Annotated in this window: 21 protein-coding genes; 13 read left to right on the top strand and 8 right to left on the bottom strand. The window is 35.1% G+C overall.

Annotated features, from left to right (window positions below; translation table 11 throughout):
- Position 1: 1 nt before the first annotated feature.
- The 11 genes from ACEN2N_RS00080 (at position 2) to ACEN2N_RS00130 (ending at position 12,516) form a co-directional block, all read left to right on the top strand.
- Positions 2-799 carry an alpha/beta hydrolase gene (locus ACEN2N_RS00080; protein WP_441822418.1) on the top strand — a complete coding sequence of 266 codons (798 nt, stop codon included), beginning with the start codon at positions 2-4 and terminating at the stop codon, positions 797-799.
- Between the two features lie 82 nt (positions 800-881).
- On the top strand, positions 882-2,168 hold the full coding sequence (gene galK, locus ACEN2N_RS00085; RefSeq protein WP_441822419.1) for a galactokinase: 1,287 nt from the start codon (positions 882-884) through the stop codon (positions 2,166-2,168).
- A gap of 99 nt (positions 2,169-2,267) precedes the next feature.
- Complete coding sequence (locus tag ACEN2N_RS00090) at positions 2,268-3,494, top strand: glycoside hydrolase family 117 protein (RefSeq protein WP_441822420.1); 1,227 nt, start codon at positions 2,268-2,270, stop codon at positions 3,492-3,494.
- Positions 3,495-3,601: 107 nt separating this feature from the next.
- Positions 3,602-4,393 (top strand): IclR family transcriptional regulator, encoded by a 792-nt coding sequence (locus ACEN2N_RS00095; protein WP_441822421.1) that lies wholly within the window; start codon positions 3,602-3,604, stop codon positions 4,391-4,393.
- A 196-nt stretch (positions 4,394-4,589) separates the two neighbouring features.
- Entirely contained in the window at positions 4,590-5,606 is a 1,017-nt protein-coding gene (locus ACEN2N_RS00100) for a zinc-dependent alcohol dehydrogenase (RefSeq protein WP_441822422.1), read from the top strand.
- 18 nt (positions 5,607-5,624) lie between these two features.
- The gene (locus ACEN2N_RS00105) at positions 5,625-6,389 is read left to right on the top strand and encodes an SDR family NAD(P)-dependent oxidoreductase (protein WP_441823116.1); all 765 of its coding nucleotides are present in this window, start codon (positions 5,625-5,627) and stop codon (positions 6,387-6,389) included.
- A 39-nt stretch (positions 6,390-6,428) separates the two neighbouring features.
- Positions 6,429-7,817, top strand: a complete 1,389-nt coding sequence (locus tag ACEN2N_RS00110; protein ID WP_441822423.1) for a sulfatase — start codon at positions 6,429-6,431, stop codon at positions 7,815-7,817.
- Between the two features lie 11 nt (positions 7,818-7,828).
- Complete coding sequence (gene aldA, locus ACEN2N_RS00115) at positions 7,829-9,283, top strand: aldehyde dehydrogenase (RefSeq protein ID WP_441822424.1); 1,455 nt, start codon at positions 7,829-7,831, stop codon at positions 9,281-9,283.
- A 42-nt stretch (positions 9,284-9,325) separates the two neighbouring features.
- Positions 9,326-10,417: a mandelate racemase/muconate lactonizing enzyme family protein gene (locus ACEN2N_RS00120; protein WP_441822425.1), complete on the top strand. Its 1,092-nt coding sequence runs from the start codon at positions 9,326-9,328 to the stop codon at positions 10,415-10,417.
- 9 nt (positions 10,418-10,426) lie between these two features.
- Positions 10,427-11,470 (top strand): aldose epimerase family protein, encoded by a 1,044-nt coding sequence (locus ACEN2N_RS00125; protein ID WP_441822426.1) that lies wholly within the window; start codon positions 10,427-10,429, stop codon positions 11,468-11,470.
- A 32-nt stretch (positions 11,471-11,502) separates the two neighbouring features.
- Positions 11,503-12,516 (top strand): L-rhamnose/proton symporter RhaT, encoded by a 1,014-nt coding sequence (locus ACEN2N_RS00130; RefSeq protein WP_441822427.1) that lies wholly within the window; start codon positions 11,503-11,505, stop codon positions 12,514-12,516.
- Between the two features lie 172 nt (positions 12,517-12,688).
- Here ACEN2N_RS00130 and ACEN2N_RS00135 read toward each other — a convergent pair whose 3' ends face one another.
- On the bottom strand, positions 12,689-12,946 hold the full coding sequence (locus tag ACEN2N_RS00135; protein WP_441823117.1) for a family 16 glycosylhydrolase: 258 nt from the start codon (positions 12,944-12,946) through the stop codon (positions 12,689-12,691).
- On the opposite strand from ACEN2N_RS00135, the gene ACEN2N_RS00140 reads away from it, so the two are divergent.
- The gene (locus ACEN2N_RS00140; RefSeq protein WP_441823118.1) at positions 12,945-13,313 is read left to right on the top strand and encodes a hypothetical protein; all 369 of its coding nucleotides are present in this window, start codon (positions 12,945-12,947) and stop codon (positions 13,311-13,313) included. The genes ACEN2N_RS00135 and ACEN2N_RS00140 overlap by 2 nt on opposite strands.
- 318 nt (positions 13,314-13,631) lie before the next feature.
- Here ACEN2N_RS00140 and ACEN2N_RS00145 read toward each other — a convergent pair whose 3' ends face one another.
- The 7 genes from ACEN2N_RS00145 to ACEN2N_RS00175 form a co-directional block, all read right to left on the bottom strand.
- Positions 13,632-13,973, bottom strand: coding sequence for an L-rhamnose mutarotase (locus tag ACEN2N_RS00145; protein WP_441822428.1), 342 nt, complete (start codon positions 13,971-13,973; stop codon positions 13,632-13,634).
- 6 nt (positions 13,974-13,979) lie between these two features.
- Complete coding sequence (gene fucP / locus ACEN2N_RS00150) at positions 13,980-15,314, bottom strand: L-fucose:H+ symporter permease (protein ID WP_441822429.1); 1,335 nt, start codon at positions 15,312-15,314, stop codon at positions 13,980-13,982.
- 86 nt (positions 15,315-15,400) lie between these two features.
- Positions 15,401-16,192 carry an SDR family oxidoreductase gene (locus ACEN2N_RS00155; RefSeq protein WP_441822430.1) on the bottom strand — a complete coding sequence of 264 codons (792 nt, stop codon included), beginning with the start codon at positions 16,190-16,192 and terminating at the stop codon, positions 15,401-15,403.
- Between the two features lie 10 nt (positions 16,193-16,202).
- Complete coding sequence (locus tag ACEN2N_RS00160) at positions 16,203-17,030, bottom strand: amidohydrolase family protein (RefSeq protein ID WP_441822431.1); 828 nt, start codon at positions 17,028-17,030, stop codon at positions 16,203-16,205.
- A 7-nt stretch (positions 17,031-17,037) separates the two neighbouring features.
- Entirely contained in the window at positions 17,038-18,516 is a 1,479-nt protein-coding gene (locus ACEN2N_RS00165; protein WP_441822432.1) for a tagaturonate reductase, read from the bottom strand.
- Between the two features lie 30 nt (positions 18,517-18,546).
- Positions 18,547-20,193 (bottom strand): UxaA family hydrolase, encoded by a 1,647-nt coding sequence (locus ACEN2N_RS00170; RefSeq protein ID WP_441822433.1) that lies wholly within the window; start codon positions 20,191-20,193, stop codon positions 18,547-18,549.
- Between the two features lie 4 nt (positions 20,194-20,197).
- Positions 20,198-21,208, bottom strand: coding sequence for a zinc-binding alcohol dehydrogenase family protein (locus tag ACEN2N_RS00175; RefSeq protein ID WP_441822434.1), 1,011 nt, complete (start codon positions 21,206-21,208; stop codon positions 20,198-20,200).
- Positions 21,209-21,536: 328 nt separating this feature from the next.
- Between ACEN2N_RS00175 and ACEN2N_RS00180 the strand changes: the two genes are divergently transcribed.
- Positions 21,537-25,769, top strand: coding sequence for a hybrid sensor histidine kinase/response regulator transcription factor (locus ACEN2N_RS00180; protein ID WP_441822435.1), 4,233 nt, complete (start codon positions 21,537-21,539; stop codon positions 25,767-25,769).
- The last annotated feature ends 31 nt before the right edge of the window (positions 25,770-25,800 follow it).

A 25,800-nucleotide genomic window follows, 5' to 3' on the forward strand; every position in this document is an offset into this window, starting at 1 on the left:
TATGTCAAAATTTAGAACAACGGAAATATCAAATCCTGAATTTGAAAGTAATCATCTTAGATTTATTACTGTAAAGACTCCTAATCTTAAAGGTCGTGGAGACATTTGTGTATTTGTGCCCCCAGATGAAAATCTAAAAGACTTACCTATAGTTACGCTTTTGCACGGCGTGTACGGTAGTGCTTGGATTTGGGCACACAAGGCAGGCCTGCACTTTACCGTTTTACGTATGATGACTGAAGGGCTTATCAAGCCTATGGTTGTTGCAATGCCTTCTGACGGATTATGGGGAGATGGCTCTGCATATCTACCTCATAATAATCTTGATTTTGAAAAATGGATTGTTGAAGATGTAATCAATGCAGTCATTGAAAATATTAACGCTACAAGTTCATTATCAAATTTATTTATCTCTGGTCTATCAATGGGTGGTTATGGTGCTTTGCGTCTTGCTGCTAAATATCCTAAAAAATATAAAGGATTTTCAGGGCATTCTTCTATAACGAACATTAATCAGATGCATTTATTCGTAGAAGAAAAGGAAACTAATTATAGTCAAACCGAAGCGTTAAACGAAGATGTTTTCAAGTTGATGGAACAAAATAAAAAACAGCTACCTCCATTTCGTTTTGATTGTGGTAAAGATGATTTATTGATTGAATATAATAGAGCGCTGCACACAAAACTGGACAACTCAGATATTAATCATACCTACCAAGAATTTGAGGGCAAACACGAGTGGTCTTATTGGCAAAAACATATTGAGAAGACATTGATTTTCTTTAACCGTATAAAGTAAGCTCGTTTATTACCGATTTAGAATTTATTCTACCATAAATGTCTATTGTTCAGTTTTTGTCAAGTTAGATTTACTTGAGAACATGTACAGTATCTGTACATTGTTAGACCGTAAAATTAAACAGTCAATTATAGGTCATGTAATATTTGAAACGGCTAAAAGAAATAGTGCAATCAAATTTGAAAAAGAAAAACTACAGTTCCCGAATATGAAAGAAATAGAATTTAATTCGAAAAAATGGGATTTAATTATCGACTCTCCGGGTAGAATAAATATTATCGGTGAGCATACCGACTACAATAACGGCTTTGTACTTCCTACAGCCATTGATAAAAAAATTCAACTCAAATTCAACAAAAATAAAAGTGCCACGACCTGTAATATTCATAGTTGCAATTTTAACGCAAGTCTAACTTTTGAACTTGATAATATTAGTACGAGCGATAACCAGTGGGAAAACTATGTTTTGGGAGTTATATATGAATTACAGCAACTGACCGATAAGCTAAAAGGGTTCGATTGTATTTTAGATAGCGACATACCTGTAGGATCAGGTATTAGCTCTTCGGCCGCTTTAGAATGCGGAATTGCATACGGACTGAACGAACTCTTCGAATTAGGACTCTCGAAACAAGAAATCGTAGCATTATCTCAACGTGCAGAACATAATTATGTGGGTACAAAATGTGGTATCATGGATCAATTTAGCTCTGTAATGAGTAAAGCAGGGCATGTAATCTTGTTAGATTGTAAATCTCTTGATCATGAGTACGTTCCCATAGCAATTGCTCCATATAAAATTCTTTTATTGAATACCAATGTTTCGCATAATTTAGCTTCTGGCGAGTACAATGTTCGTCGAAGTCAATGCGAAGAAGGGGTTGCAATTATTCATGAAAAATATAATGAGGTAAGTTCTTTACGCGATGTTTCGATGACCATGTTGGCTGAATTTAAAAATGAACTTTCTGAAGATGTTTTTAATCGCTGTACTTATATCATTGAAGAAAAAGAACGTGTGTTGAAATCGGTAGAAGCCTTAAAAGAATCATCTCTACACCAATTAGGAAAATACATGTACGAGACACATGAAGGTTTACAACACCTTTATGACGTAAGCTGTACAGAGCTCGATTATTTAGTAGATTTCTCTAAATGTTTCGATACCGTAATCGGATCAAGAATGATGGGTGGTGGTTTTGGTGGCTGTACTATAAATCTAATACATGAAGATGCGGTAGAAAATTTCATCGAAAAAGCAACCAACGCATATTATAACAAATTCAATATTAAACTGACTGCTTTCGAAGCAATGCCTGGTGAAGGTACTAGTGTCAAAACCAACAATTTATATCATCATATGGTCTGATTATTCAATAAAAAGGAAATTTAGCTCAGTATGATATATTTTCCAGACACTAAACTTTAATTTGTAAACCAATAATATTAATACCAAACAACAAGAAAAATGAAAAAAAACAACATAAAATTATTTTCCCTAGCATGTTTATTCCTCTTTACGGCATGTACCGAAACTAAAAAAACCGAAAAAGAAACAGAGAAGGTGGAAGAAAAAATAGCTGTTACCGACGAGCTGATAGATGAATTAGGTATTACCAACCGAGACTCATTAAGTGCAGCTTCAAAAAGAGCGTTACAATGGCCACAAGATTTAGGAAATGAATGGTTTATTCAATTTTCTAATCTTAAACCTTTAAAGGGTGACTTGGCGTATGAAGAAGGTGTCGTGAGAAGAGACCCTAGTGCCGTCATTAAAGAAAATGGAAAATATTACGTTTGGTATAGTAAAAGTGTAGGACCGTCTCAAGGTTTTGGCGGCGACATTGAAAATGACAAAGTTTTCCCGTGGGATCGCTGCGATATTTGGTATGCAACATCTGAAGATGGTGAAACTTGGAAAGAAGAAGGTTTAGCAGTAGCAAGAGGCGAAAAAGGAACTTATGATGACCGCTCAGTGTTTACTGTAGAAATCATGAAATTTGAGGATAAGTATTATTTATGCTACCAAACGGTAAAATCACCTTATAATGTTCGAGTCAAAAATCAAGTAGGATTGGCATGGTCAGATTCTCCAAACGGACCATGGACAAAAAGCGAAGAGCCTATTCTAAGTCCTGCAGACAATGGTGTTTGGAAAGGAGAAGAACAAAACAGATTTTTAGTAGAGAAAAAAGGAGACTTTGACAGTCATAAAGTACATGACCCATGCATTATTCCTTACAAGGGGAAATTCTATTTGTATTATAAAGGAGAACAAATGGGAGAAAAAATCACTTTTGGAGGTAGACAAATTCGTCATGGAGTTGCCATTGCAGATAACCCATTGGGTCCATATGTAAAATCACCTTACAACCCAATCAGTAATAGCGGACACGAAATTTGCGTATGGCCTTATAATGATGGCATTGCTGCCTTAATTACTACAGATGGTCCTGAAAAAAACACAATTCAATGGGCTCCAGATGGTATTAATTTTGAGATAATGTCAGTAATTCCGGGGGTTTCTGCACACGCAATTGGTTTAGACAGATCAGCTGACAATGAAAAAGAACCCACTGAAATTTTACGTTGGGGTCTTTCACATATCTACAATAATAACGACTACCAAAGTATAATGAGCTTTACATCTGAAAGAAAAACTACCCATGCCGCAAAAGGAGAAAAAGCAAAATAAATAGACTACATATTAATAAAAAGAGGAGCATCAGAAAGTGCTCCTCTTTTTTTATTCGCATTGTGGTAAGTTAAATAATAGTAATTTTACGGTACAATGTTTTTTTAATGAACAAGACTAAGCCAAATTTAAAATCAGAGTATAATGTACCAAATCTTGAAAGAGGTCTACTGGTCATTGAGTTATTGGCTACTAAAAAAAGCGGACTCACTTTAGCTGAAATTACCGAAACGTTATCCTTAACTAAAACTTCCGCTTTCAGGGTAGTTAGCACGTTAATTTTCAAGAACTACTTACAAAAAAACGAAACTACCAAAAAGATAACATTGTCTAGAAAAATGCTTTCATTAGGCATATCTTCTATGACCGAACAAAGCATCGTAGAAATGTCTATTGATGTAATGCGCGCCTTAAGAGATGAGTTAAAAGAATCTGTGATGTTGGGTATTTTATTAGGAGAAAAAGGCACTATTTTAGAACAAGTATCTTCATCTTATCCGGTAAAATTATTTGTAGAACAGGGTACCCAATTCAGTTTACATAGCTCTGTAGGTGGTAAATCTATTTTATCATATTTACCAAAAGAAGAGTCTGATGAAATTTTAAAAAAAATTACACTTACCAAATTCACCAAAAACACCATTACTTCTAAAAAAGATTTTAGAGAAACACTTAAAGTAGTAAAGAAAAATGGATTTGCAATTGATAACGGCGAAGACATACAAGGTATTCATTGTATAGGGGCACCAATTTTCAATGAATCAGGATATCCGGTTGCCGCTCTTTGGATAACAGCACCCCATGGTAGACTACCTCATGAAGAATTTGAAACTAAAGGAAAAATTATAGCACGATATGCGCTTGATATTTCAATTAAGTTAGGCTATATCTCACAATAGATTTTTCAGTAATCACTTCGACTTCATAAATACTTTAAGCTCTTTTTTAAGGGCTTTTTTTATACCTAAATATGTCTTTGTCTATAATTTAACAATTAAACTTTAGGATATGATTATTTATTAGTTGTCAGTTTTATAAATAATTGTATATTTATTTCAAATATGAAACTAGTTTACTATTTGAAACTAATATAAAATGAAAGCAACCATATACGAAGGCAATAAAACCTTCACTGTCATAGACAAAGAAATTGATCAGCCAAAAACAGGTGAAGTCCGAATTAAAGTAGCGTATTCAGGTGTTTGTGGCACCGATGTTCACATCTATCATGGTATGATGGATAAACGTGTGGCTATGCCACAAACCATTGGACATGAAATGTCTGGTACCATTGATGCCGTTGGAGAAGGTGTTGAAGGGTATGTTGTTGGAGAAAAAGTAGTTGTTAGACCATTAGACGACAGAAAAGTGAAAGCTTCTGACAAAGGCTTTAACCACATTTGTGAGGAGTTGAAATTTATAGGAATTGACAGTCCGGGTTCTATGCAACAATATTGGAACGTACCAGCATTTGTACTTCACAAATTAAAACCAGAAACAGATTTAAAATTGGCTGCCTTAATAGAACCATTATCTGTTGCAACCCATGATGTACGTAGAAGTGGTTTGGTAAAAGGTGAAACCGCGGTTGTTTTAGGAGGCGGACCAATTGGCTTATTAGTTGCAATGGTAGCTAAAGAAGTAGGTGCTCGTGTAATTATCTCAGAAGTAAACCCAAAACGAATAACAAAGGCAAAGGAATTAGGTTTTGACGCAGTTAACCCTATCGAATTAGACTTAGTAGAATACGTAAAAAGCAAAACCGAGAATCGTCGTGCAGACGTTGTTTTTGAAGTAGCTGGCGTACAACCTGCACTAGATATAATGTGCGAAGTGGCAGGTATTAGAGGGAGAATATTAATGGTAGCAATTCACGGTGAGAAAAAACCGGTTGATTTGTTCAAATTTTTCTGGAAAGAGTTAAGCCTAATTGGCGCACGAGTATATGAAAAAGAAGATTACGAAAAAGCAATTGAACTGATCACTCGTAATGAATTACCTTTTTCACAAATGATTACAGATGTTCAACCTTTAACGAATATTCAACAAGTATTTGAAAACATAGATAATAACCCTGACGGACTAAAAGTCTTGATGGATTGTCAATTATAATATAAAACAAGCATGAGCATATTAGATAGTTTTAACCTTAACGGCAAAGTAGCACTTGTAACGGGTTGCAAAAGAGGAATTGGAAAAGGAATGGCTTTAGCATTAGCAGAAGCCGGTGCAGATATTATAGGAGTTTCGGCATCTTTAGAAGCAACAGGTAGTGCTGTAGAAAAAGAAGTCACTGCACTGGGAAAAAAATTCATTGCATACCAATGTGATTTTTCAGATAGAAAAGCGCTTTACAAATTTATTAAAGAGGTAAAAGCCAATCACCCAACTATAGATATTTTGGTAAACAATGCAGGTACAATTTTAAGAACACCGGCAGCAGAGCACCCAGATGAAATGTGGGATAAAGTAATAGAAGTAAACCAGAATGCCCAATTTATTCTAACCCGTGAAATTGGTAAAGATATGATTGCTCGTGGTTCTGGGAAAATAGTATTTACAGCATCATTATTAACCTACCAAGGCGGTATTACAGTACCGGGTTATGCAGCAAGTAAAGGTGCCATTGGTCAAATGATAATGGCTTTCGCTAACGAATGGGCAGGAAAAGGAGTAAATGTCAATGGTATTGCTCCAGGGTATATTGCTACCGATAATACTGAAGCATTACGTAATGATCCAGATAGAGCTACCTCTATTTTATCTCGAATACCGGCAGGTAGATGGGGAGAACCTAAAGATTTTGCTGGTCCAATTGTATTCTTATGCTCAAAAGCATCAGACTATATGCATGGATCAATTACCCTTGTTGACGGCGGATGGATGGGTAGATAATAATAATTCAAAAAAAGGTATACAATGCATCATCGGTACATGAAAATAATATTAATTCTGTTAGGCTTTTTTAAGGTGAGTTTTTTAATTGCTCAACAGCAACCAAATATTGTTTTTATTTTATCCGATGATGCAGGCTATGCCGATTTTGGGTTTCAAGGAAGTAAAGAATTTAAAACCCCAGAGTTAGATAAGCTTGCGAATAAAAGTATAAAATTTACGCAAGCCTATGTAAGTGCTGCAGTATGCGGACCATCAAGAGCAGGGATGTTAACCGGAAAATACCAGCAAAAGTTTGGCTTTGAAGAAAATAATGTACCTGGGTATATGAGTATATCTTGTTTGGCGGATGATGAAATGGGTTTGCCATTAGATCAAAAAACAATAGCTGATCATTTAAAAAAACAAGGATACAAAACTGCACTTTTTGGAAAATGGCACCAAGGCAATGCCGACCGCTTTCACCCAACCAAACGTGGATTTGATGAATTCTATGGTTTTAGAGGTGGCGCCCGTAGTTATTTACCTTATGACAAAAACAATCAACTCACTAGAAACGAGGACAAATTAGAACAAGGCTTTGGTAATTTCTCAGAACACAAAGGCTATCTCACCGATGAACTAGCCAACGAAGTAATTTCTTTTATTGACAGAAATAAAGAAAATCCGTTTTTCATCTACTTGTCTTTCAATGCAGTACATACTCCAATGGAAGCCACATCTGAAGATTTAGCTAAATTTCCAAATCTCAAAGGAAAAAGAAAAACATTAGCAGCGATGACCTTAGCCATGGATAGAGCAATCGGAAAGGTATTAAAAGAACTTAAAAAAAGAGGGTTAACAGATAATACTTTAATTGTTTTTACCAATGATAACGGTGGACCATCAGACGCTAATGAATCTGAAAATAGTCCGTTAAGCGGTACAAAAGCAAATCATTTAGAAGGTGGTATTAGAGTACCCTTTCTAATGTCTTGGGCTAACCAAATTAATGATAACAAGACCTACAGTTACCCAATTAGCACCTTAGACTTATTCCCAACTTTTTTATCGGCGGCAGGCGGAAATAGTTCTGAAATTGAAGGATTAGACGGCGTAAACCTTCTACCCTATTTAAAAGGTGAAAAAACAGAAGCACCTCATGAGTTTCTATACTGGAAAAAAGAAAACAGAGCCGCCATTAGAAATCAAGATTGGAAACTAATACGTTTTCCTGATCGCCCGGCCGAATTATACAATATTAAGGAAGATGAATCTGAAACCAATGATTTAGCTGCACAACATCCTGAAAAAGTAAAAGATCTCTACAAGAAATTATTCAAATGGGAACTTACATTAGAAAGACCTCTTTGGCAATTAAGACGAGAATTTGAAGGTAAAGCAGCCGATAGAATGGATGCTTATAGAAAAACGAATACGAAACAATAATACAATATACTATGTCATCAATTAAGGAATACAAGCTTTTTATTAACGGAGAATGGAGAACATCAACATCAGGCGAAACAATTGATATCATTAGTCCTTCTAATGGAGAAGTTGTAGCACGTGTACAAAACGGTACTGCTGAAGAAGCCATAGAAACTCTTGAGTTTGCCGATAAAGCGCAAAAAGAATGGAAAAAACTACCTGCTAGAACAAGAGCAGATCTATTGTATAAGTTGGCAGATGAGATTGATGCCAATACAGAATATTTAGCTGAATTATTGACCAAAGAACAAGGTAAACTTTTAAAGGTTGCTCGTTTTGAGGTTGCTGTTACTGCATCATTCATTAGATATGCTTGCGAAGGTGCACGAAGAATAGAGGGTGATATTATTCCTTCAGACAATCCAAACGAACAAATTTGGATTCAAAAAGTACCTCGTGGCGTCGTTGTTGCCATTACAGCATGGAATTTCCCGTTGGCATTAACGGGTCGTAAATTAGGACCGGCTCTAGTTGCAGGTAATTCTATTGTAATTAAGCCTACTTCTGAAACACCTTTGGCAACTTTAGAACTTGGTAATTTAGCAAACAAAGTAGGTATTCCTGCAGGGGTAATCAATATTTTAACCGGCCCGGGTAGAGCAATGGGTAATGCACTAGTTGAAAGTCCTATTTGCAAAATGGTGACTATGACAGGTTCTACGCCTGTTGGTCAGCAAATAGCAAGAAATGCAGCTCAAAACCTAACACACGTTCAATTAGAATTAGGTGGTAAAGCCCCATTTATTGTATTTGAAGATGCAGATATTGATGCTGCAGTAGATGCCGCTTTACATTCTCGTTTTGATAATTGTGGTCAGGTATGTACCTGTAACGAAAGAATGTATTTACACGAAGGTATTTATGATACGTTTATGGAAAAATTCATTGCTAAAACCAAGGCAATAAAAGTTGGGGATCCTATGCTAGAAGATACGGATATGGGCCCTAAAGTAAATGCATCAGAATTAAAGCATATGGAGCATTTAGTAGCTGTCAGTATTGAAGAAGGAGCAACTGTTGCTACCGGAGGAAAAAGACCTACAGGTGCCGAATTTGAAAAAGGGTTTTGGTTTGAACCTACTGTTTTAACCAATGTAACGCAAGATATGACTATTGTTCATGAAGAATCGTTCGGTCCAATTTTACCCGTTTTAAAATTTAAAACTTTTGATGAAGTAATTGGCTATGCAAATGACTGTGAATATGGATTAGCTGCTATGGTTTTTACCAATGATATGAACACTATCATGAAATGTAATGATGAATTGGAATACGGCGAAATATATGTAAACCGTGGTCATGGTGAACAACACCAAGGTTTCCATAATGGTTACAAATTATCTGGTTCTGGTGGTGAAGATGGCAAGTATGGTTTTGAACAATACATGGAAAAGAAAACCTTTTATATTAGACATAAAGCATAAGTAGTAATAAGTGTAATTAATAGCCCCTTTTATTTAATTAAGATGAGTACAAAAATTAAAAGCGTAATCGCCAAACTTTTTAAAGTTCCTTTACCTGAAGTAATGAACGATGCAAAACATGGAGATCACACACATTTCGAATTAGTAACCACTACCATAACTTTAGAAGACGGTAGTGAAGGTACCGGGTATACATATACAGGCGGAAAAGGAGGTTTTTCAATAAAAGCCATGATTGATCATGATTTTGCCAACGTTCTCGTGGGTAAAGACGGTACAGATATAGATGGTATTTACGATTTTATGGAATGGCATATACATTATGTAGGTCGTGGTGGTATAGCATCATTTGCGATTTCGACCATCGATATTGCCCTATGGGATATAAAATGTAAAAAAGCCGGTCAACCTTTATGGAAAATGGCAGGTGGTGAGGGCAATACCTGTAAAGCATATTGTGGCGGTATAGATTTACAGTTCCCTATAGAAAAGCTTTTAAACAATATGAAAACCTATTTAGATAACGGATTCAATGCCGTGAAAATCAAAATAGGAAGAGAAAACTTAGAAGAAGATTTAGAACGAATTAAAGCTGTCAGAGAATTTATTGGTCCAGATGTAACCTTTATGGTAGATGCCAATTATTCTATGTCCATAGAAAAAGCAATTAAAGCAATTGAAGGGTTTAAACAGTATGACATCACTTGGTTTGAAGAACCCATAATACCAGATGATTATAAAGGCTTTGCTGAAATTGTAGAAAAAACAGGATTCCCTTTAGCTATGGGAGAAAATTTACATACCATTCATGAATTTGAATATGCTTTTGACCAAGCTAAACTATCCTTTATACAACCAGATGCCTCTAACTGTGGTGGAGTAACCGGTTGGCTTAAAGCTGCCCGTTTAGCAGACAAGCACGGTATACCTGCTTGCTCTCACGGTATGCAAGAATTACATGTTAGTTTAGTTTCTGCCCAACCTAATTCCGGATGGTTAGAAGTACACAGTTTCCCCATTGACCAGTATACTACAAGACCTTTAGTTGTAGAAAATTGCAGAGCTGTAGCTTCTGATGAACCAGGAACAGGTGTCGAATTCGATTGGAAGAAATTAGCCCCTTATCAACAATAAAAAAAACGTATGAAACCCATAAAAAGTGATTTCGGATATTTAGCAGGAGAAAAAGTAGATTTATATACCTTGAAAAACGCCAACGGTATGGTGGTAAAAATTACTAACTACGGTGCTACTATTACATCGATACAGATTCCTGATTCCAATGGAAAATTGAAAGAAATTGCTTGTGGTTTTGATACGATAGAAGGTTATTTTTCTGATAACTATAAAGCAAATTCACCTTATTTTGGTTCAACAGTGGGCAGGTATTGTTCTCAAATTAAAGATGCCAAATTCAGTCTAAATGGTAAAACATATGATTTAGCAGGTAATTGTGAACCAAATAATTTACATGGTGGCGTTGTTGGTTTTGACAAAAGAATATGGGATACCACTTTTGAAGACAATGATCAGTCAACCATTAAAATGTCTTTGTTAAATAAAGATATGGAAGAGGGATTTCCTGGTAATGTACAGGTTGATGTTTCCTTTACTTTGACAGATGATAATGAGTTGAAAATCGACTATAATGCAACGACCGATGCAGATACTCCCCTTTCCATTACCAACCATACTTATTTTAATTTAGAAGGATTTTCTGAAACGGTAGAAAACCACAACGCTCAAGTATGTACCAATAAACGTTTGGAGCTTGATGATACTGGAGCTGCTACTGGAAAAATCGTCAATATTGAAAATCAGGCTGACGATTTAAGAGTTTCAAAACGAATTGGAGATGTTCATGACGCCATAAATGACGGGTTTGAACATTTTTATGTTTTCGATAATGAAAAAGCAGATTTAAATCAAGTTGCTTCTATTTCTAGTGAAAAAGAACAAATACGTTTAGATGTATTTTCTACAGAACCATGTATGCTATTGTATACCGGCAAATACACTTCAGATGATTTAAAGAGGGAAAATGGAATTCAATACGGAAAATATAGAGGGTTTTGCTGTGAAACACATAGATACCCTAACGGTCCAAACATTGAAGGTTCACCCAAATCAATTACAAAAGCAGGTGAAAGTTTTAAAAGCGAGACCGTTTTTAAATTTTCATTTTAACAACAACTAATCAACTCACAAAACAACCAATTATGACAGAAGGAGTTTTACTGGCTATTTTTGCCGGACTAATGTTGGGGCTTTATGCCCTACCCGAAAAATTTACGAAAGATTTTAAGTATGAAAATACTTGGAGTTTGTTCTTTTTATTAACCATGTTCTTTGTACCCATTATAGCATCGGTTACCTTAATCAATGGATTTGGAGATATTTTCGGCAATATGCCAACAGATATTTGGATTAAAATGGGCTTAACCAGTTTTCTATGGGGAGTTGGAGTTATGATGTGGAGTAAGGCGATAAACCATATTGGTCTATCATTAGGTTTTTCTCTATTTATAGGTACAATTATTTTAGTGGGATCGGTATTACCGTTTATTGAAGATGGCTTACCACCTACAAACAAATTAACAACCATTCTATTAGGATTGTTCGTTGTATTAATAGGAATTTTTGCGAACGGTAAAGCTGGTTTTATTCGTGAAAAAGTTGAAAAGGCTAATGATGAGAACAGTGAACAAAAAGGCTCGATGGCCACAGGTATTTTAATCGCTGTTATTGGCGGTTTACTTGCAACCGGCTTTAGTTATGCGAATGCAGCTGGTAGGCCTTATTTACACGAAGCTAGCCAAGCTGCAGGTAACGCAGAGTGGATTACCGCCGTTGCAGTAATGTTTCCAATTTTTATTAGTGGCGGCATAGTAATGACCGCTTATTTTCTTTGGCAGTTAAGTACTAAAAAGGCATGGGGAGATTTTAAAACTCCTGCATTCGGCAAAAACTTTGTATTAATATTAGTCATGGCTTTTTTCCATTATGCAGCGTCTGCCCTATTTGCTTTTGCGGCATACAAATTGGGTGCATCGGGCAATACGGTAGGGTATGCTATATTTAATACAGCTTGTGTGGTAACAGCTATTATAAGTGGCATTATCACTAAAGAATGGGTCAATGCTTCACCAAAAGCCAGAAAGTTCTTGTACATGGGTTTAAGCTGTATGGTAATAGGTATTATCATAGTCGCCTATAGCAATAGTCTTACTTAGGCTACTTAAAAGCATAGTTCAAAAAACAGAAGCCAGATCTTATGACCTGGCTTCTGTTTTTTATTTATTCAGGTTTATACACCCGTATCCAATCCACATGCATAATTGTGTTTTCTTCATTTGTGACAGTTGGGTCATTTAAAAAATCTATGCCCTGAGTTGTTCTCCACGACTAGGCGGCAGCACTAATAATTAGGTGCATTGGTTTTGTTAAACCATTACCGTTAGTATAGTTTTCAGGGTCTATATCGTTGACAGGCGTTGTGCGAACTAAAACACCATCTACATAATACGACAAACTAAAAGGATCTTCCCAAAGAACGCCATAATTATGATATTCATCTGACCATATTGTTCCATTGCCGTCAGCATACCAAGTTTCTTGACCTGTTGGTTGATAATCTTGAATAGGTTCACGAATAAAAACAATAAAAACAAGCGCTCAACCAAAAGCTTTACAATTACTTAGTGATACTAAAAGCGTTGTAGCAAATGGTTATGATACAGCTCATATTGTACTACAAATTGTAGATAACGATGGTAATCCTGTCAAAACAGAAAATCAAAAAGTACTATTTACTGTAACAGGAGATGCAAAAGTCTTAGGTGTTGACAATGGCAGTATCACTAACACGCAAAACTTTAATTCCCACGAATTAATAACAGATAAAGGGCGTGCTTTACTTATTGTTCAATCAATAAAAGATAGCTCAACACCAATTCGTATAAAAGCAATCTCAAATACATTAACGAGTAACGAAATAGAAATCACGATCAAACCAAATAAACAAGAATAGCATTACAATTTTGTACTAGCGTGTTCAATTCTATTAAGAACATGTTTATAAGCCAAAAAAAAACACCCTATAAAATAAAACAGAAGGTGCAGAGGAGCTTGCAGATGCATTAGCTAGTATTAATAGTAACTAATGAAGTAAAGTATCAAAGAATGAATCACAACGGCTACAAGACTTTGAAAATGAAGGTTTTTAAATAATTTTATCATTGTTGACGATAGCCATAGTGTAGCTTAATGAAGTGAGCCTATTAATTATTCAAAACACAGAAGCCAGATTTAAAAATCTGGCTTCTGTGTTTCTATTAGTTTAGTTGTGTTACAACTGAAAAATCTGTTCTAATTCAATCCACTTCTCACCATCTTTGGCCCATGGCAATTCTTGTTGGTAATTCCACATTAAATTCTCCCATTCTTGAACTCTAGCACTATCGGCATCCATTTTTGCTTTTTTCTCAGCATCAAATGTTTCATCAACTTCCATAATCATGAACATACGGTTACCGGTTAGGTAAATTTGCATATCAACAATACCGGCATCTTTAATACTTTTGGTGATTTCTGGCCATGCCTTGCCTTCGGCATGATATGCTTTATATTCTGCAATAAGTTTAGAGTCCTCTTTTAAATCGCAGGCGTAACAATATCTATTCGTTCCCATTCCTTATTATTTTGATGTTTTATATGTTATATAACCATAAGCTGTTACAACCGCCAGACAAATCATGGGTAAAATAAAAGAAAAATTGACTTCAGGAATAAACCCTAAAACTTGTACATCTGAGAAGCCAGATCCACCCCAATCTAAAATTCCACCTTGTAAAACAGGCATCAATGCTCCACCAACAATTGCCATAACCAATCCTGCTGAGCCAATTTTTGCTTCGTCGCCCATATCCTTTAAGGCAATACCATATATGGTAGGAAACATTATTGACATAAATAAAGAAATGGTTACTAGAGAATACAGCCCTATTTCCCCTTGCAGTAGTATTGCACCAGCAGAAAAAATAACTCCCCCAAGTCCAAAGAGCATTAATACTTTAGACGGATTCATGGTTTTCATTAACCCGGTACCGATCCATCTACCTGATAAAAATATAATCATCGCCGCAACATTATACCAAGTAGCCGTTAAAGCTTGGTCTTCAGGTAAACCTTCATTAATATTATCAACATATTGAAAAATATAGGTCCAACACATAATTTGAGCACCTACATAAAACGCTTGCGCCACTACCCCAAACATATAGTTTTTGTTCGCAAATAATTTCTGAAAAGAAGCTGAAAGCGACATTTTATCAGAATCTACCGTTTTAGGAATTTTAGTAAATAAGATTACCATCATTATAGCCAAAACCACCAATCCTAAAATTATATAGGGAACACTGATAACACTTAAATCATTTTCTCTAACGATCGCTTTCGCACTGGTAGACAAACTATCATATACTAACTCTCCTGCTTCATTTTTATCATCTGATCTTAGCGCAGAGATAACAAACTGCTGTGCCACTATCATACCGATCAAAGAACCAATTGGGTTGAATGCTTGTGCCAAATTTAAACGCTGTGTTGCCGTTTCTTTATCTCCTAACGACAAAATCAAAGGATTTGAAGTTGTTTCTAAAAATGCCAGACCACAGGTAATTACCCATAACGAAATTAAAAAGTAATTAAATTCTTGAAAGGCAGCGGCAGGATAAAACAAAAAAGCACCTATAGCATATAAACACAAACCCAAAACAATGCCGGCTTTGTAACTATATTTTCTAATAAATAAAGCTGCCGGTAAAGCCATAAAAAAGTAACCAAAATAGAACGCAAACTGTACTAAAGATGCTTGCATGTTAGACAATTCGGGCATTACCTTTTTAAATGCCGAAACCATAGGATTGGTTAAATCATTGGCAATTCCCCATAATGCGAATAAGGACGTGATAATGATAAATGGAAAAAGTAATTCTTTTTTTACAATGGGTATTTTTTTTGGTTGATTCATATTTAGTTGAATTACTTTCATGATTAAATAAAATTGCTAATTTGGTTGTAATTAGACTTAGATAATTCTGATAGAAAACGTGGTAATTATTCGGTCAATAAAGATCTATCGAGATGCACATACCCGCCGTCTACGGTAATAAACTGACCGGTTGTATGAGATGATTTTTCTGAAATGGTAAATAGACATTGATCTGCTATTTCTGCCGGCATTGTCATTCTATTTTCTAAAGGAATTTTTTTAACGATAGCGTCAAGTTTTTCTTCTCCGTTATCTAATGTTTTAATCCAAGCATCATAGGCAGGGGTCCAACTTTCTGCAATAACAATAGCATTAGAACGGATGCCGAATTGTATTAAATCAACCGCCCATTCTCTTGTTAAACCGAAGACACCACCTTTTGACGCCGCATACCCAGAAGTACCACCTTGACCTGTAAGTGCTACTTTCGAGCCTATATTCAAAATATTTCCTTTTGACTTTTTGAGCATTGGCAAGCAGTATTTAGTCATTGCGAAATAACTTACCATATTTAGTTTTAAGGAATACATAAAATCATCTATTGAAGCATCTAAACCTGCACCATCGTTTACCCCTACATTGTTTATTAATGCATGTATTTCTCCGTATTTATCTTCAATTTTACGAACAGCATTTTCAATTTGAACATGATCAGATAAATCTGTTTTTACGAACAAGGCGTCAATACCTTTTTCTCGTAATTCTTTTTCATAACCTATACCTCTATCATTTCTACAAACGATTACAGGTATTGCGCCTTCGGCTGCCAAATGCTGAACTATGGTTTCACCAATACTCCCTTTTAATCCTGCAGCACCTGTAACGACAACTACTTTATCTTTTAATTTTAAATCCATATTGTTCCTATTATAAATTATAAAATTTCATTGCATTCAAACCCATTATTTTAGCCTGCTCTTCTTCACTTAATTGCGAAATGAAATCTGTAACTATTTTTATTACGGTTTTGTAATTTCCTGCCACTAAACACACTGGCCAATCAGAACCGAACATTATTCTATCTGCGCCAAAAGCATTTAATACCAAGGTCATATAGGGTGTTATTTGCTCAACAGTCCATTTTTTATAATCGGCTTCGGTAATCATTCCCGATAACTTGCAATACACATTTTTTTGCTTACCTATTTCGGTCATTAATACAGCCCAACCCTCATAAAAATTATCTTTTATATAAGGCTTGGCTATGTGATCAATTACTAACTTTTGATTCGGGAATTTTTTCACAAATTCTAGAACTGCTCCCAATTGATGCGGAAACACCAATATATCATAGGTGAAATTATACGGAGCAAGTTTTGAAATACCCGCAAGAAAATCTGGTCGTAATAAAAAATTGTGATCAGCCTCACCTTGTACAACGTGCCTAAAACCTTTTACAACTTTAAACTTGTTGTAATGTTCCAAAACCTCATCAATATCATTGCCCTTTAGATCTACCCATCCTACAACTCCTTTTATAAAATTATTTTCTGAAGACAGTTCAATTAAAAAGTCCGTTTCAGCAGTTGTTTGATCTGCCTGTACCGCAACGCAGCCATCAATATCATTTTCAAGGTAAACTTGCTTTAGATCAGCTGGCATAAAATCTTTTCTGATTACTGCCATTTCATCATCTATCCAGCTATGTTTTAAAGGTTCATATTTCCAAAAATGTTGATGCGAATCTATTTTCATATATTTATTATAGTGCCTTTAAACACTCTTTTACACCTACTTCATCTATACTTTTGATACTCTTGGTAACAAACTGAACCAGACCATTATATGTGGTTAAATTTTCGCCAACTATATCACTATTAGACAGCACGTTTGTAACCAAGTTTTCTATAGTTTGGTCTTGCTCTGTAACTTTTCGCCATTCTTCATTAAAATAAGCCAACACCTTGGCATCATCATTTACGGGAATATGCTCTCCATCGAATTCGCCTTTATAAAAACGAATTAAACATGCTAATGAAAATGCTATTCTCTTTGGAAAATGACCGTTAATTTGAGTGTATTCTTTAAACGCCGGTAATAAGCGAGCCTGAAATTTAGAAGTACTGTTTAATGAAATAGCTATTAAAAAATGTTTAAGAGTCGGATTCTTAAATCGATCAATAACCGCATCTATAAATGCGTCAATCTCCTTTTCTGAAAAATTGGTAAGAGTAGGTTTTATTTCTTTAGAGAGCACTTGCAATACATGGTTTCTAACCAAATTATGGTTCATACTTTCCAATACCGTTCTTAGACCTGCCAAATACCCTACAGGTACCAAAGAAGTATGCGCCCCATTTAGAATACGAACCTTCATTTCCCTATACTCTTTAAGATCATCAACGAACAAAACATTTAAGTCCGTTTTAGAAAAAGTCAATTCGTTTTGAACAATTGGTGCTGCTTTTATAACCCAACTATGGTACACCTCACCAGCAACTAACAAATCATCTTTATAACCCGTTTGCTGTTCAATGGCAAGTTTTCTATCCGTAGGAAAACCAGATACAATGCGATCAACTAGTGTGCTACAGAAATAATTACAGTTCTTGATCCAAGTGATAAATGCTGTTTCTAAACCCCAATGTCCAGCATATTGAATAATGGTTTTCTGTAAAGCATCGCCATTATCTTCAATTAATTCACATGGTAATAAAATGCAACCTTTATCAGCTGCACCTTTAAAATAATTAAAACGGTGATATAACCATAAGGTCAATTTAGCCGGAAATTCATGAGGTGGGTTATTAGTTATACGATCCTTTTCCGAAAATTTAATTCCTGCTTCTGTAGTATTAGAAACAATAAATCTCAGTTCAGGTACCTCTGCCAATGCCAAATAAGCATTCCATTCTTTATACGGTTGAATAATAGTACTAACAGATTCTACCAATGTTACCTCTGAGACTAAATTACCGTCTTTCAATCCATCTAAAACTACATGAAACAAGCCGTCTTGATTTAAGAGTTCCGAATACTCCCCTCTTTCGGTTGGTTTTACGACAGCTACACTGCCATTGAAATCTGTTGTTTTATTTAACACATCGAACATCCAATCGCAAAATGCCCTTAAAAAATTACCTCCACCAAACTGTAGTACGCGAACAGGATATTCTACAGGCTTACCTGTTGTTTTTCTGTTCAAAACTTTTAGTTCTGTTATTTCCTTATGTATCTTCATGCTACTCTTACTTGTATTTAATTGAAAAATCTATAAAGAAACTCCTCTTTTCCACGGAATAAAGTCATTATTACCATGCGCGACCGCTTTTGAAGCAATCGTACCACTGGCTACTTGAATAATATGTTCAAGAATTTTCTCGCCCATTGTTTCTATAGAATCTTCACCACTTATAACCGTACCGGCATTGATATCAATAATATCATTCATACGCTCGTATAACGTTGTATTACTTGACATTTTTAAAACTGGTGCTACCGGGTTACCTGTTGGTGTGCCTAAACCAGTAGTAAAAACAACCACATTGCAGCCCGAACCAACTAGACCGGTCGTAGATTCAACATCATTACCTGGAGTACACAAAAGGTTTAAGCCAGGTTTTGATACCTGTTCTGTATAATCTAGCACTTCTACAATTGGTGAAGTACCTCCTTTTTTTGCTGCTCCGGCAGATTTCATTGCATCGGTAATCAAACCGTCTTTAATATTACCAGGTGATGGATTATTTTCAAAACCAGATCCAACGGCAACAGCTGCCGCAGAATATGCCCGCATTAGGTCATAAAACTTTTTAGAGTCTTCATCGGTAATACATCTATTAATCATTTCTTGCTCTACCCCATTCAACTCTGGAAATTCTGATAATACAGGGCTACCCCCTAAGGCAACCAATAAATCGGATGCATACCCTAAAGCAGGATTGGCCGAAATACCTGAAAAACCATCTGACCCACCACATTCTAAACCTAGAACCAATTTACTAAGTGGTGCCGGTTTTCTAAAGATCTCATTAGCATCGATTAACCCTAAGAAAGTAACTTTCACAGCCTCTTCAATAAAGTGACGTTCACTCAGGCTTTGTTGTTGTTCTAAATAATGTACAGGCTTCTCACTGCCAATCGCTTTCAATGCATTTTGAAGCATTGTAATCTGTGCGTTTTGGCAACCTAAACTCAGTATGGTCGCACCAGCCACATTTGGGTTGGCAATGTAGCCGGCTAGCAGCTTGCATAAGGTTTCAGAATCTTGCCGAATGCCTCCACAACCGCCATCATGCTTTAAAAATTTAATTCCGTCAACATTCGGGAACACCCTATTTTTTGCCATTTCTTCATGGGTAGTAATTATAGGTGTACTTAATATTTTATCTCTTGAACTACCTAATTTATATTGTTGAATTAAAGCATCTGTATCTACAGAAAAGTCTTTCGTGGTTTGGTATCCTAATTTTTCTGATAGTGCAGCTTCAATTACATCTAAGTTTCTGTTTTCGCAAAATGTAAGCGGTATAACCAGCCAATAATTGGCTGTACCTACTTTACCATCTTCTCTATGGTAGCCATTAAAAGTTCTATTCTCAAATTTAGAAACATCTGGCGCCAGCCAATTAAATGCATCTTTAGTTTCATTAAATTCTGCAGAAGCATGTTTTACGTTTTCTATGGTAATAGCACAGCCAGCAACAATATTGGTCATTGCTTTACCAATTAAAACGCCGTACATAAAAATGTCATCACCCAAATTAAAGTCGACCAAAGCAAACTTATGTTTTTGCTTAATATGCTCGATTAAAGTAACCTCTTGATCCGCTACAGTAATTACCGCACCCTTCTCTAAATTAGTGATGGCAACGATAATATTATCTTTCGGATCTATTTGAACGTAACTTTTTTGCATGGGATCAATTAAAATTAACTGTTGCCTTTATTACCCCAGTTTCTGGTTTTAACCAACTATCAAAATGTGCTATCATTTTACTAAATGGTACATTATGGGTAATAAAAGATGAAGTAGGAAACTGGTCTAAGACGCTGATTACATGTTCAAAATCTTCAGTAGTAGCATTTCTACTGCACATTAGCGTCATTTCTTTCGCATGTATTGCTGGGTGTGTATAGGTAAGGTCCCCTTTTGAAAGTCCCACCAAAACAAACCTACCACCGTGAGACATGTATGAAGGGCATGTTTCTAGTGCTCCTTTGTGACCAGAAGCATCGAATACGGCCGTACATAAATCTCCGTTAGTAATTTCAGAAATTTGTTTTACGGGATGTTCGCTTACATTAACAATATAATCTACCCCTATTTTATCTTTTGCATACTGCAAACGTTGCTCGTTCATATCTAAGGCAATAACCTTTGCACCTGCAATCTGTGCTAATTTCATAATTCCTATCCCAATTGGTCCACAACCAACTACAGCAACTGTTTCGCCAGGTACAATATTGGCTCTTCTAACAGCATGAGCACCAATTGCCAGAGGTTCTACAATAGCCATTTCATCATCGGTCAAATTATTGGCTAACAATAGAATATTGGTGGGTACGGTAATGAACTCTTGCATTCCACCATCGGTATGCACGCCCAAAACTCTAATATTAGTACAACAATTTGTTTTTCCGTTTATACATGCGATACATTCTCCGCAGCTTATGTACGGCATTACTACCACCTTATCTCCTGCTTTAATTCCACGCTCATTTACTCCAATCTCAACTACCTCAGAAGCTAATTCATGACCTAATATTCTAGGGTATGTAAAAAAGGCCTGATTACCACCATAGGCATGTAGATCCGTACCACAAATACCTACTTTTTTAATTCTCAACAAGGCTTCATCTTTCTTTCTTACAGGTGCTTCTTTTTCTTTTAAAATAAATTCACCTGGCTTTTCACAAACTATATATTTCATTAATGCGGTATTAGTAACGTTTGAAATTGTATTGAATATAGAATTCAACCTTCACTTAATAGGCCGTAAAGTTCGTGTATAAAGTAATTTTGAATTATAGCAAATGATTTAAAAGCTAGAACATATGATGTTTAATAAACAATTCTTAATTTATAAATTAATTAATACCTTCTGACAATCAAATACTTACAATAAAACACTATATATCTTATGTCTGCCGTCAAAAATATCAATCATAAAAATTCATAGCTTAATTGATATATTTGTTAGTATGACCAATCTCCCCTACAAATTGAACTCGACTAGGAGTTCGCTATATGTAATCTTTATGCTGCTCTTCGGATTAGCAAATACCTCTTACGCTCAAAATTCTTTAAAATTTGAACATTTAAATACAGAGAACGGATTATCGCAGAGCGATGTAAATACAATTATTCAAGATGATAACGGTTTTATGTGGTTTGGAACACATGATGGGTTAAACAGATATGATGGTTATAATTTTACTGTTTTTAAACCAAACCCTGAAAATCCGCACAGCATTAGCAGCAACTTAATTTGGAAAATAATTGATGACAGATCAGGTAATTTGTGGATTGGAACAACTGGCGGAGGGTTAAATTATTTTGATAAAAAAACCGAAAGATTTAAACAATATAAAAGTGACCTTAACAATGAATTTTCGATATCAAGCGATTATATCACCTTAGTATTTAATGATAGTGATAACAGACTTTGGGTAGGCACCACGAAAGGGATTGATATGGCCGATCTATCAAAGCCAACAGATTCATTAAAATTTGAACATTTCAACTTATATCAAAACAGCAATTCACCTACCAGAAACAGCAATAATGTAAATACTTTTTTCGAAGACAGTATGCACCAAATCTGGATTGGGGGCATAAATGGTCTTTCCAAATTATCTAGAGATAATAATGGAGACATGTATTTTCAAGAAGTAAACGAAAAAATCAACTTACCAAATACGCAAGTAAAATCTATAATTGAAGACACTTATGGTCATTTAATTTTAGGGACTGGCAACGGTCTATATCGATTTTCTCCTAATAAAAAAGAGAATCAGTTACAGTTTTTCTATAATGGCAATTTTAACACTATTTCAATAAATAACAATCATATTTGGGCAGGTACCGATGAGGGTCTATTAGAGTTTTCTAACCTATCTGAAACAAAATTACCCGAGTTGGTAGGCGAATACAAGTACGACCCAGAAAACCCTACTACTAGCTTAAGTAAAAATTCTGTAAAAGCGTTACATATTGACCATACAGGAATTATCTGGATAGGTGTTAATGGAGGCGGAATCAACAAACTAGACCCCCAAAGAAAACAATTTTCACATATTAAAAAGAACCTGGAGGTAGGCAGTTTAAGTAATGATAAAATTAGAGCCATACGTGAAGACAATAATGGAAATCTATGGATAGGTACCGAAGGTGGTGGTTTAAACCTGTTGGGAAAAACAGATAAAGAAAGTGATTTTAATCAATTTCAACACTTTACCAAAATCAACAAGGTATTTGCCATTGAAGAAATACAATTAAAATCTGGAAACAAATTATTTGTAGGCGGAGAAAATGCACCAGGGTTATTCGAAATAGATCTTGTAACTAGTAAAAAAATTGGTACAGATGATTTAAAACCAATAACCCAGGTACCCAGTAGTGTATTTTCAATTTTACAAGATAAAGATCGTAATGTTTGGATAGGCTTCTACAATGGCGGAATACAACGTTGGCTTATAAATGAGGATGGTGACACATTTACCAAAGCTAATTTTAAATATACACCCAATAATGAAACCGGTATACCTAATAATATTATTAGGTATATTTTTCAAGATTCAAAGGGTAACATTTGGTTTGCTACCGGTAATGGTTTAGCAAAATTACCTTACAATCAAATTGATTCTAAGAATCCAAAATTCGTTAATTATAAGAATACACCTAACGATGAAACTACTATTAGTCATAACTACATTTTATCGGTTTTCGAAAGTAAGTCTAAAGACATATGGGTAGGTACTTTTGGTGGTGGTTTAAATAAGCTTATACCTGCAAAAGATGGTAAAACAGAACATTTTAAAACCTATTCCGAAAAAGAGGGTTTACCTAATAATGTTATTAAAGGAATTTTAGATGATAATCAGGGTAATCTATGGCTATCAACCAATAAAGGCATATCAAAATTTAATATTGACAAAGAAAAATTTCAAAATTACGATGTAAATGATGGCTTACAAAGCAACGAATTTAGCGAGCTAGCCGCCTTTAAAACCGAAGAAGGATTAATGCTTTTTGGGGGTGTTAACGGTCTTACCGCTTTCTACCCAGAAGATATTATAAGTAATAAAATAAAACCAGAAACGGTTTTAACCAACTTTTCTATCTTTAATAAACCTGTGGGTATTGACACCAAAACAAATGGTCGCGTTATTCTTGATCAATCTATAAATTCTATAGACGAAATTGAATTAAAACATAATGAAAACAGCTTCTCTTTCGAGTTTGCGGCCTTGCATTATGCCGCTTCTAGTAAAAATAAATATGCCTATAAGTTAGATGGGTTTGATAAAGATTGGATCTACACCTCTGCTGATAATAGGTTTGCCACATATACCAATCTTGAACCAGGTTCTTATATGTTACGTGTAAAGGCTTCTAACAACGATAACATTTGGGACGAAACTCCTGTTGAAATCAAAATAAAAGTAACGCCGCCATGGTGGCAAACCAACCTTGCCAAATTTGCGTATTTACTATTGACCATAGCATTGCTATATGCTTTTAGAAGGTTTACCATGATCAGATCTGCAGAGAAGCACCAGTTAGAACTTCGAAATTTAGAAAAAGATAAAAACGAAGAAATTCACCGATTAAAACTAGAGTTTTTCACCAATATATCTCATGAGTTTAGAACTCCGCTAACACTTATAAAAGGTCCGTTGGACTATTTAATTAAAAAAGGAGAGAAAATTAGTCCCAAAGAAACTAAAGACCAATATGGGTTAATGCGAAAAAACACCGATTACCTACTACGTCTGGTAAATCAGCTATTAGATTTTAGAAAAATGGATCATGGTAAAATGAACCTAAATCTAAGTAAGAGTAATATTACCGAGTTTTTAAAAGAAGTAGGTGAACCTTTTCAGTTTCTTAGTAGAAAAAAGAATATTGAATTCGAAATAAAATCTTCTAAAGATTCAATACTATCATGGTTCGATCCAGATGCCGTTGAGAAAATTTGCAATAATCTACTTTCGAACGCCTTTAAATTTACACCTGAAGACGGTAGCATTCTTCTTGAAATTTTTGATGGTAATGATTTTAATAAACCAAAAGACATTGAGCTTACAGTAGACCAGTCTAAGTACATTGTTATTCAAGTAAAAGATTCTGGTCCCGGTATTCCTGCCCATAGACTACAACATATATTTGAACGCTTTTACACCGAAATAGGACTTACAACCCATGTAGATACCAAAGGAACGGGTATCGGACTCTCCTTTACCAAAAATCTTGTCGAATTACATCAAGGCATTATAAAAGTTAAGAGTGATTCTGAAAGCGGCACAACGTTTTATGTTTGGTTACCTAAAGAAAAAGAAACCTTTGAAAAAACAAAAGAACTCAACTTTCATGAAGTTTTTGAGACCAATACTTTTATCAGTAAAGATGACGCCGACTCGCATGCTATAAGTTTTATGGATGATATCATTGACCAAAACATGACACGCTCTAGATCTAAACTTCCCTTACTACTAATCGTAGACGATAACTCAGATATAAGATCTTTTATTAAAAAGGGATTAGGAGAAAGCTATTATATCTACGAAGCTGAAAACGGAGAAAAAGGGTTAGAGCTAGCAAACAAGTTTATGCCAAATATTGTAATTACCGATCTGGTGATGCCAGTAATGGATGGTATTGAACTTTGTAATAAATTAAAAACCACACAAGAAACAAGTCACATTCCGGTGGTGATGCTAACCGCAAAAACATCTCAAGAAAAAGAAATCGAAGGTCTAAAAACTGGTGCAGACGCCTATATTCGAAAACCTTTTGATTTGGAACTTTTAGAATTGAAACTTGCTAATATTTTAAAGGATCGTGAAGAACTACGTAAAAGATTCAATAGAGAAATAACATTACAGCCTAATGAAGTTACGGTAACCTCATCCGATGAAATATTTTTACAGAATGCAATTGAAATGGTAGAAAAACACATGATGAATTCTGAATTTAGTGTTGAAATGTTGGTGAAAGAAATGAATATGAGTAGAAGTAACTTGTATTTAAAAATAAAAGAATTGACCGGTCTATCATCAAGTGAATTTATTAGAAATATTCGATTAAAACGTGCTGTTCAGCTATTCGAAAAAAGTGATTTATCAGTAAAAGAAATTATGTATATGACCGGTTTTAATACCGCTTCGTACTTCTCAAAATGTTTCAAGAAACAGTTTGGCGTAATACCTAGCAAATACATTAGACTTAAAAACACCGATGACATATCAAACGAAGAAATTGAAGGATAAAACATATGTTATTCTATAAAAACCATCTGTG

Origin of the sequence: Maribacter spongiicola (assembly GCF_052119685.1) — a bacterium.
GTDB lineage: Bacteria > Bacteroidota > Bacteroidia > Flavobacteriales > Flavobacteriaceae > Maribacter > Maribacter spongiicola_A.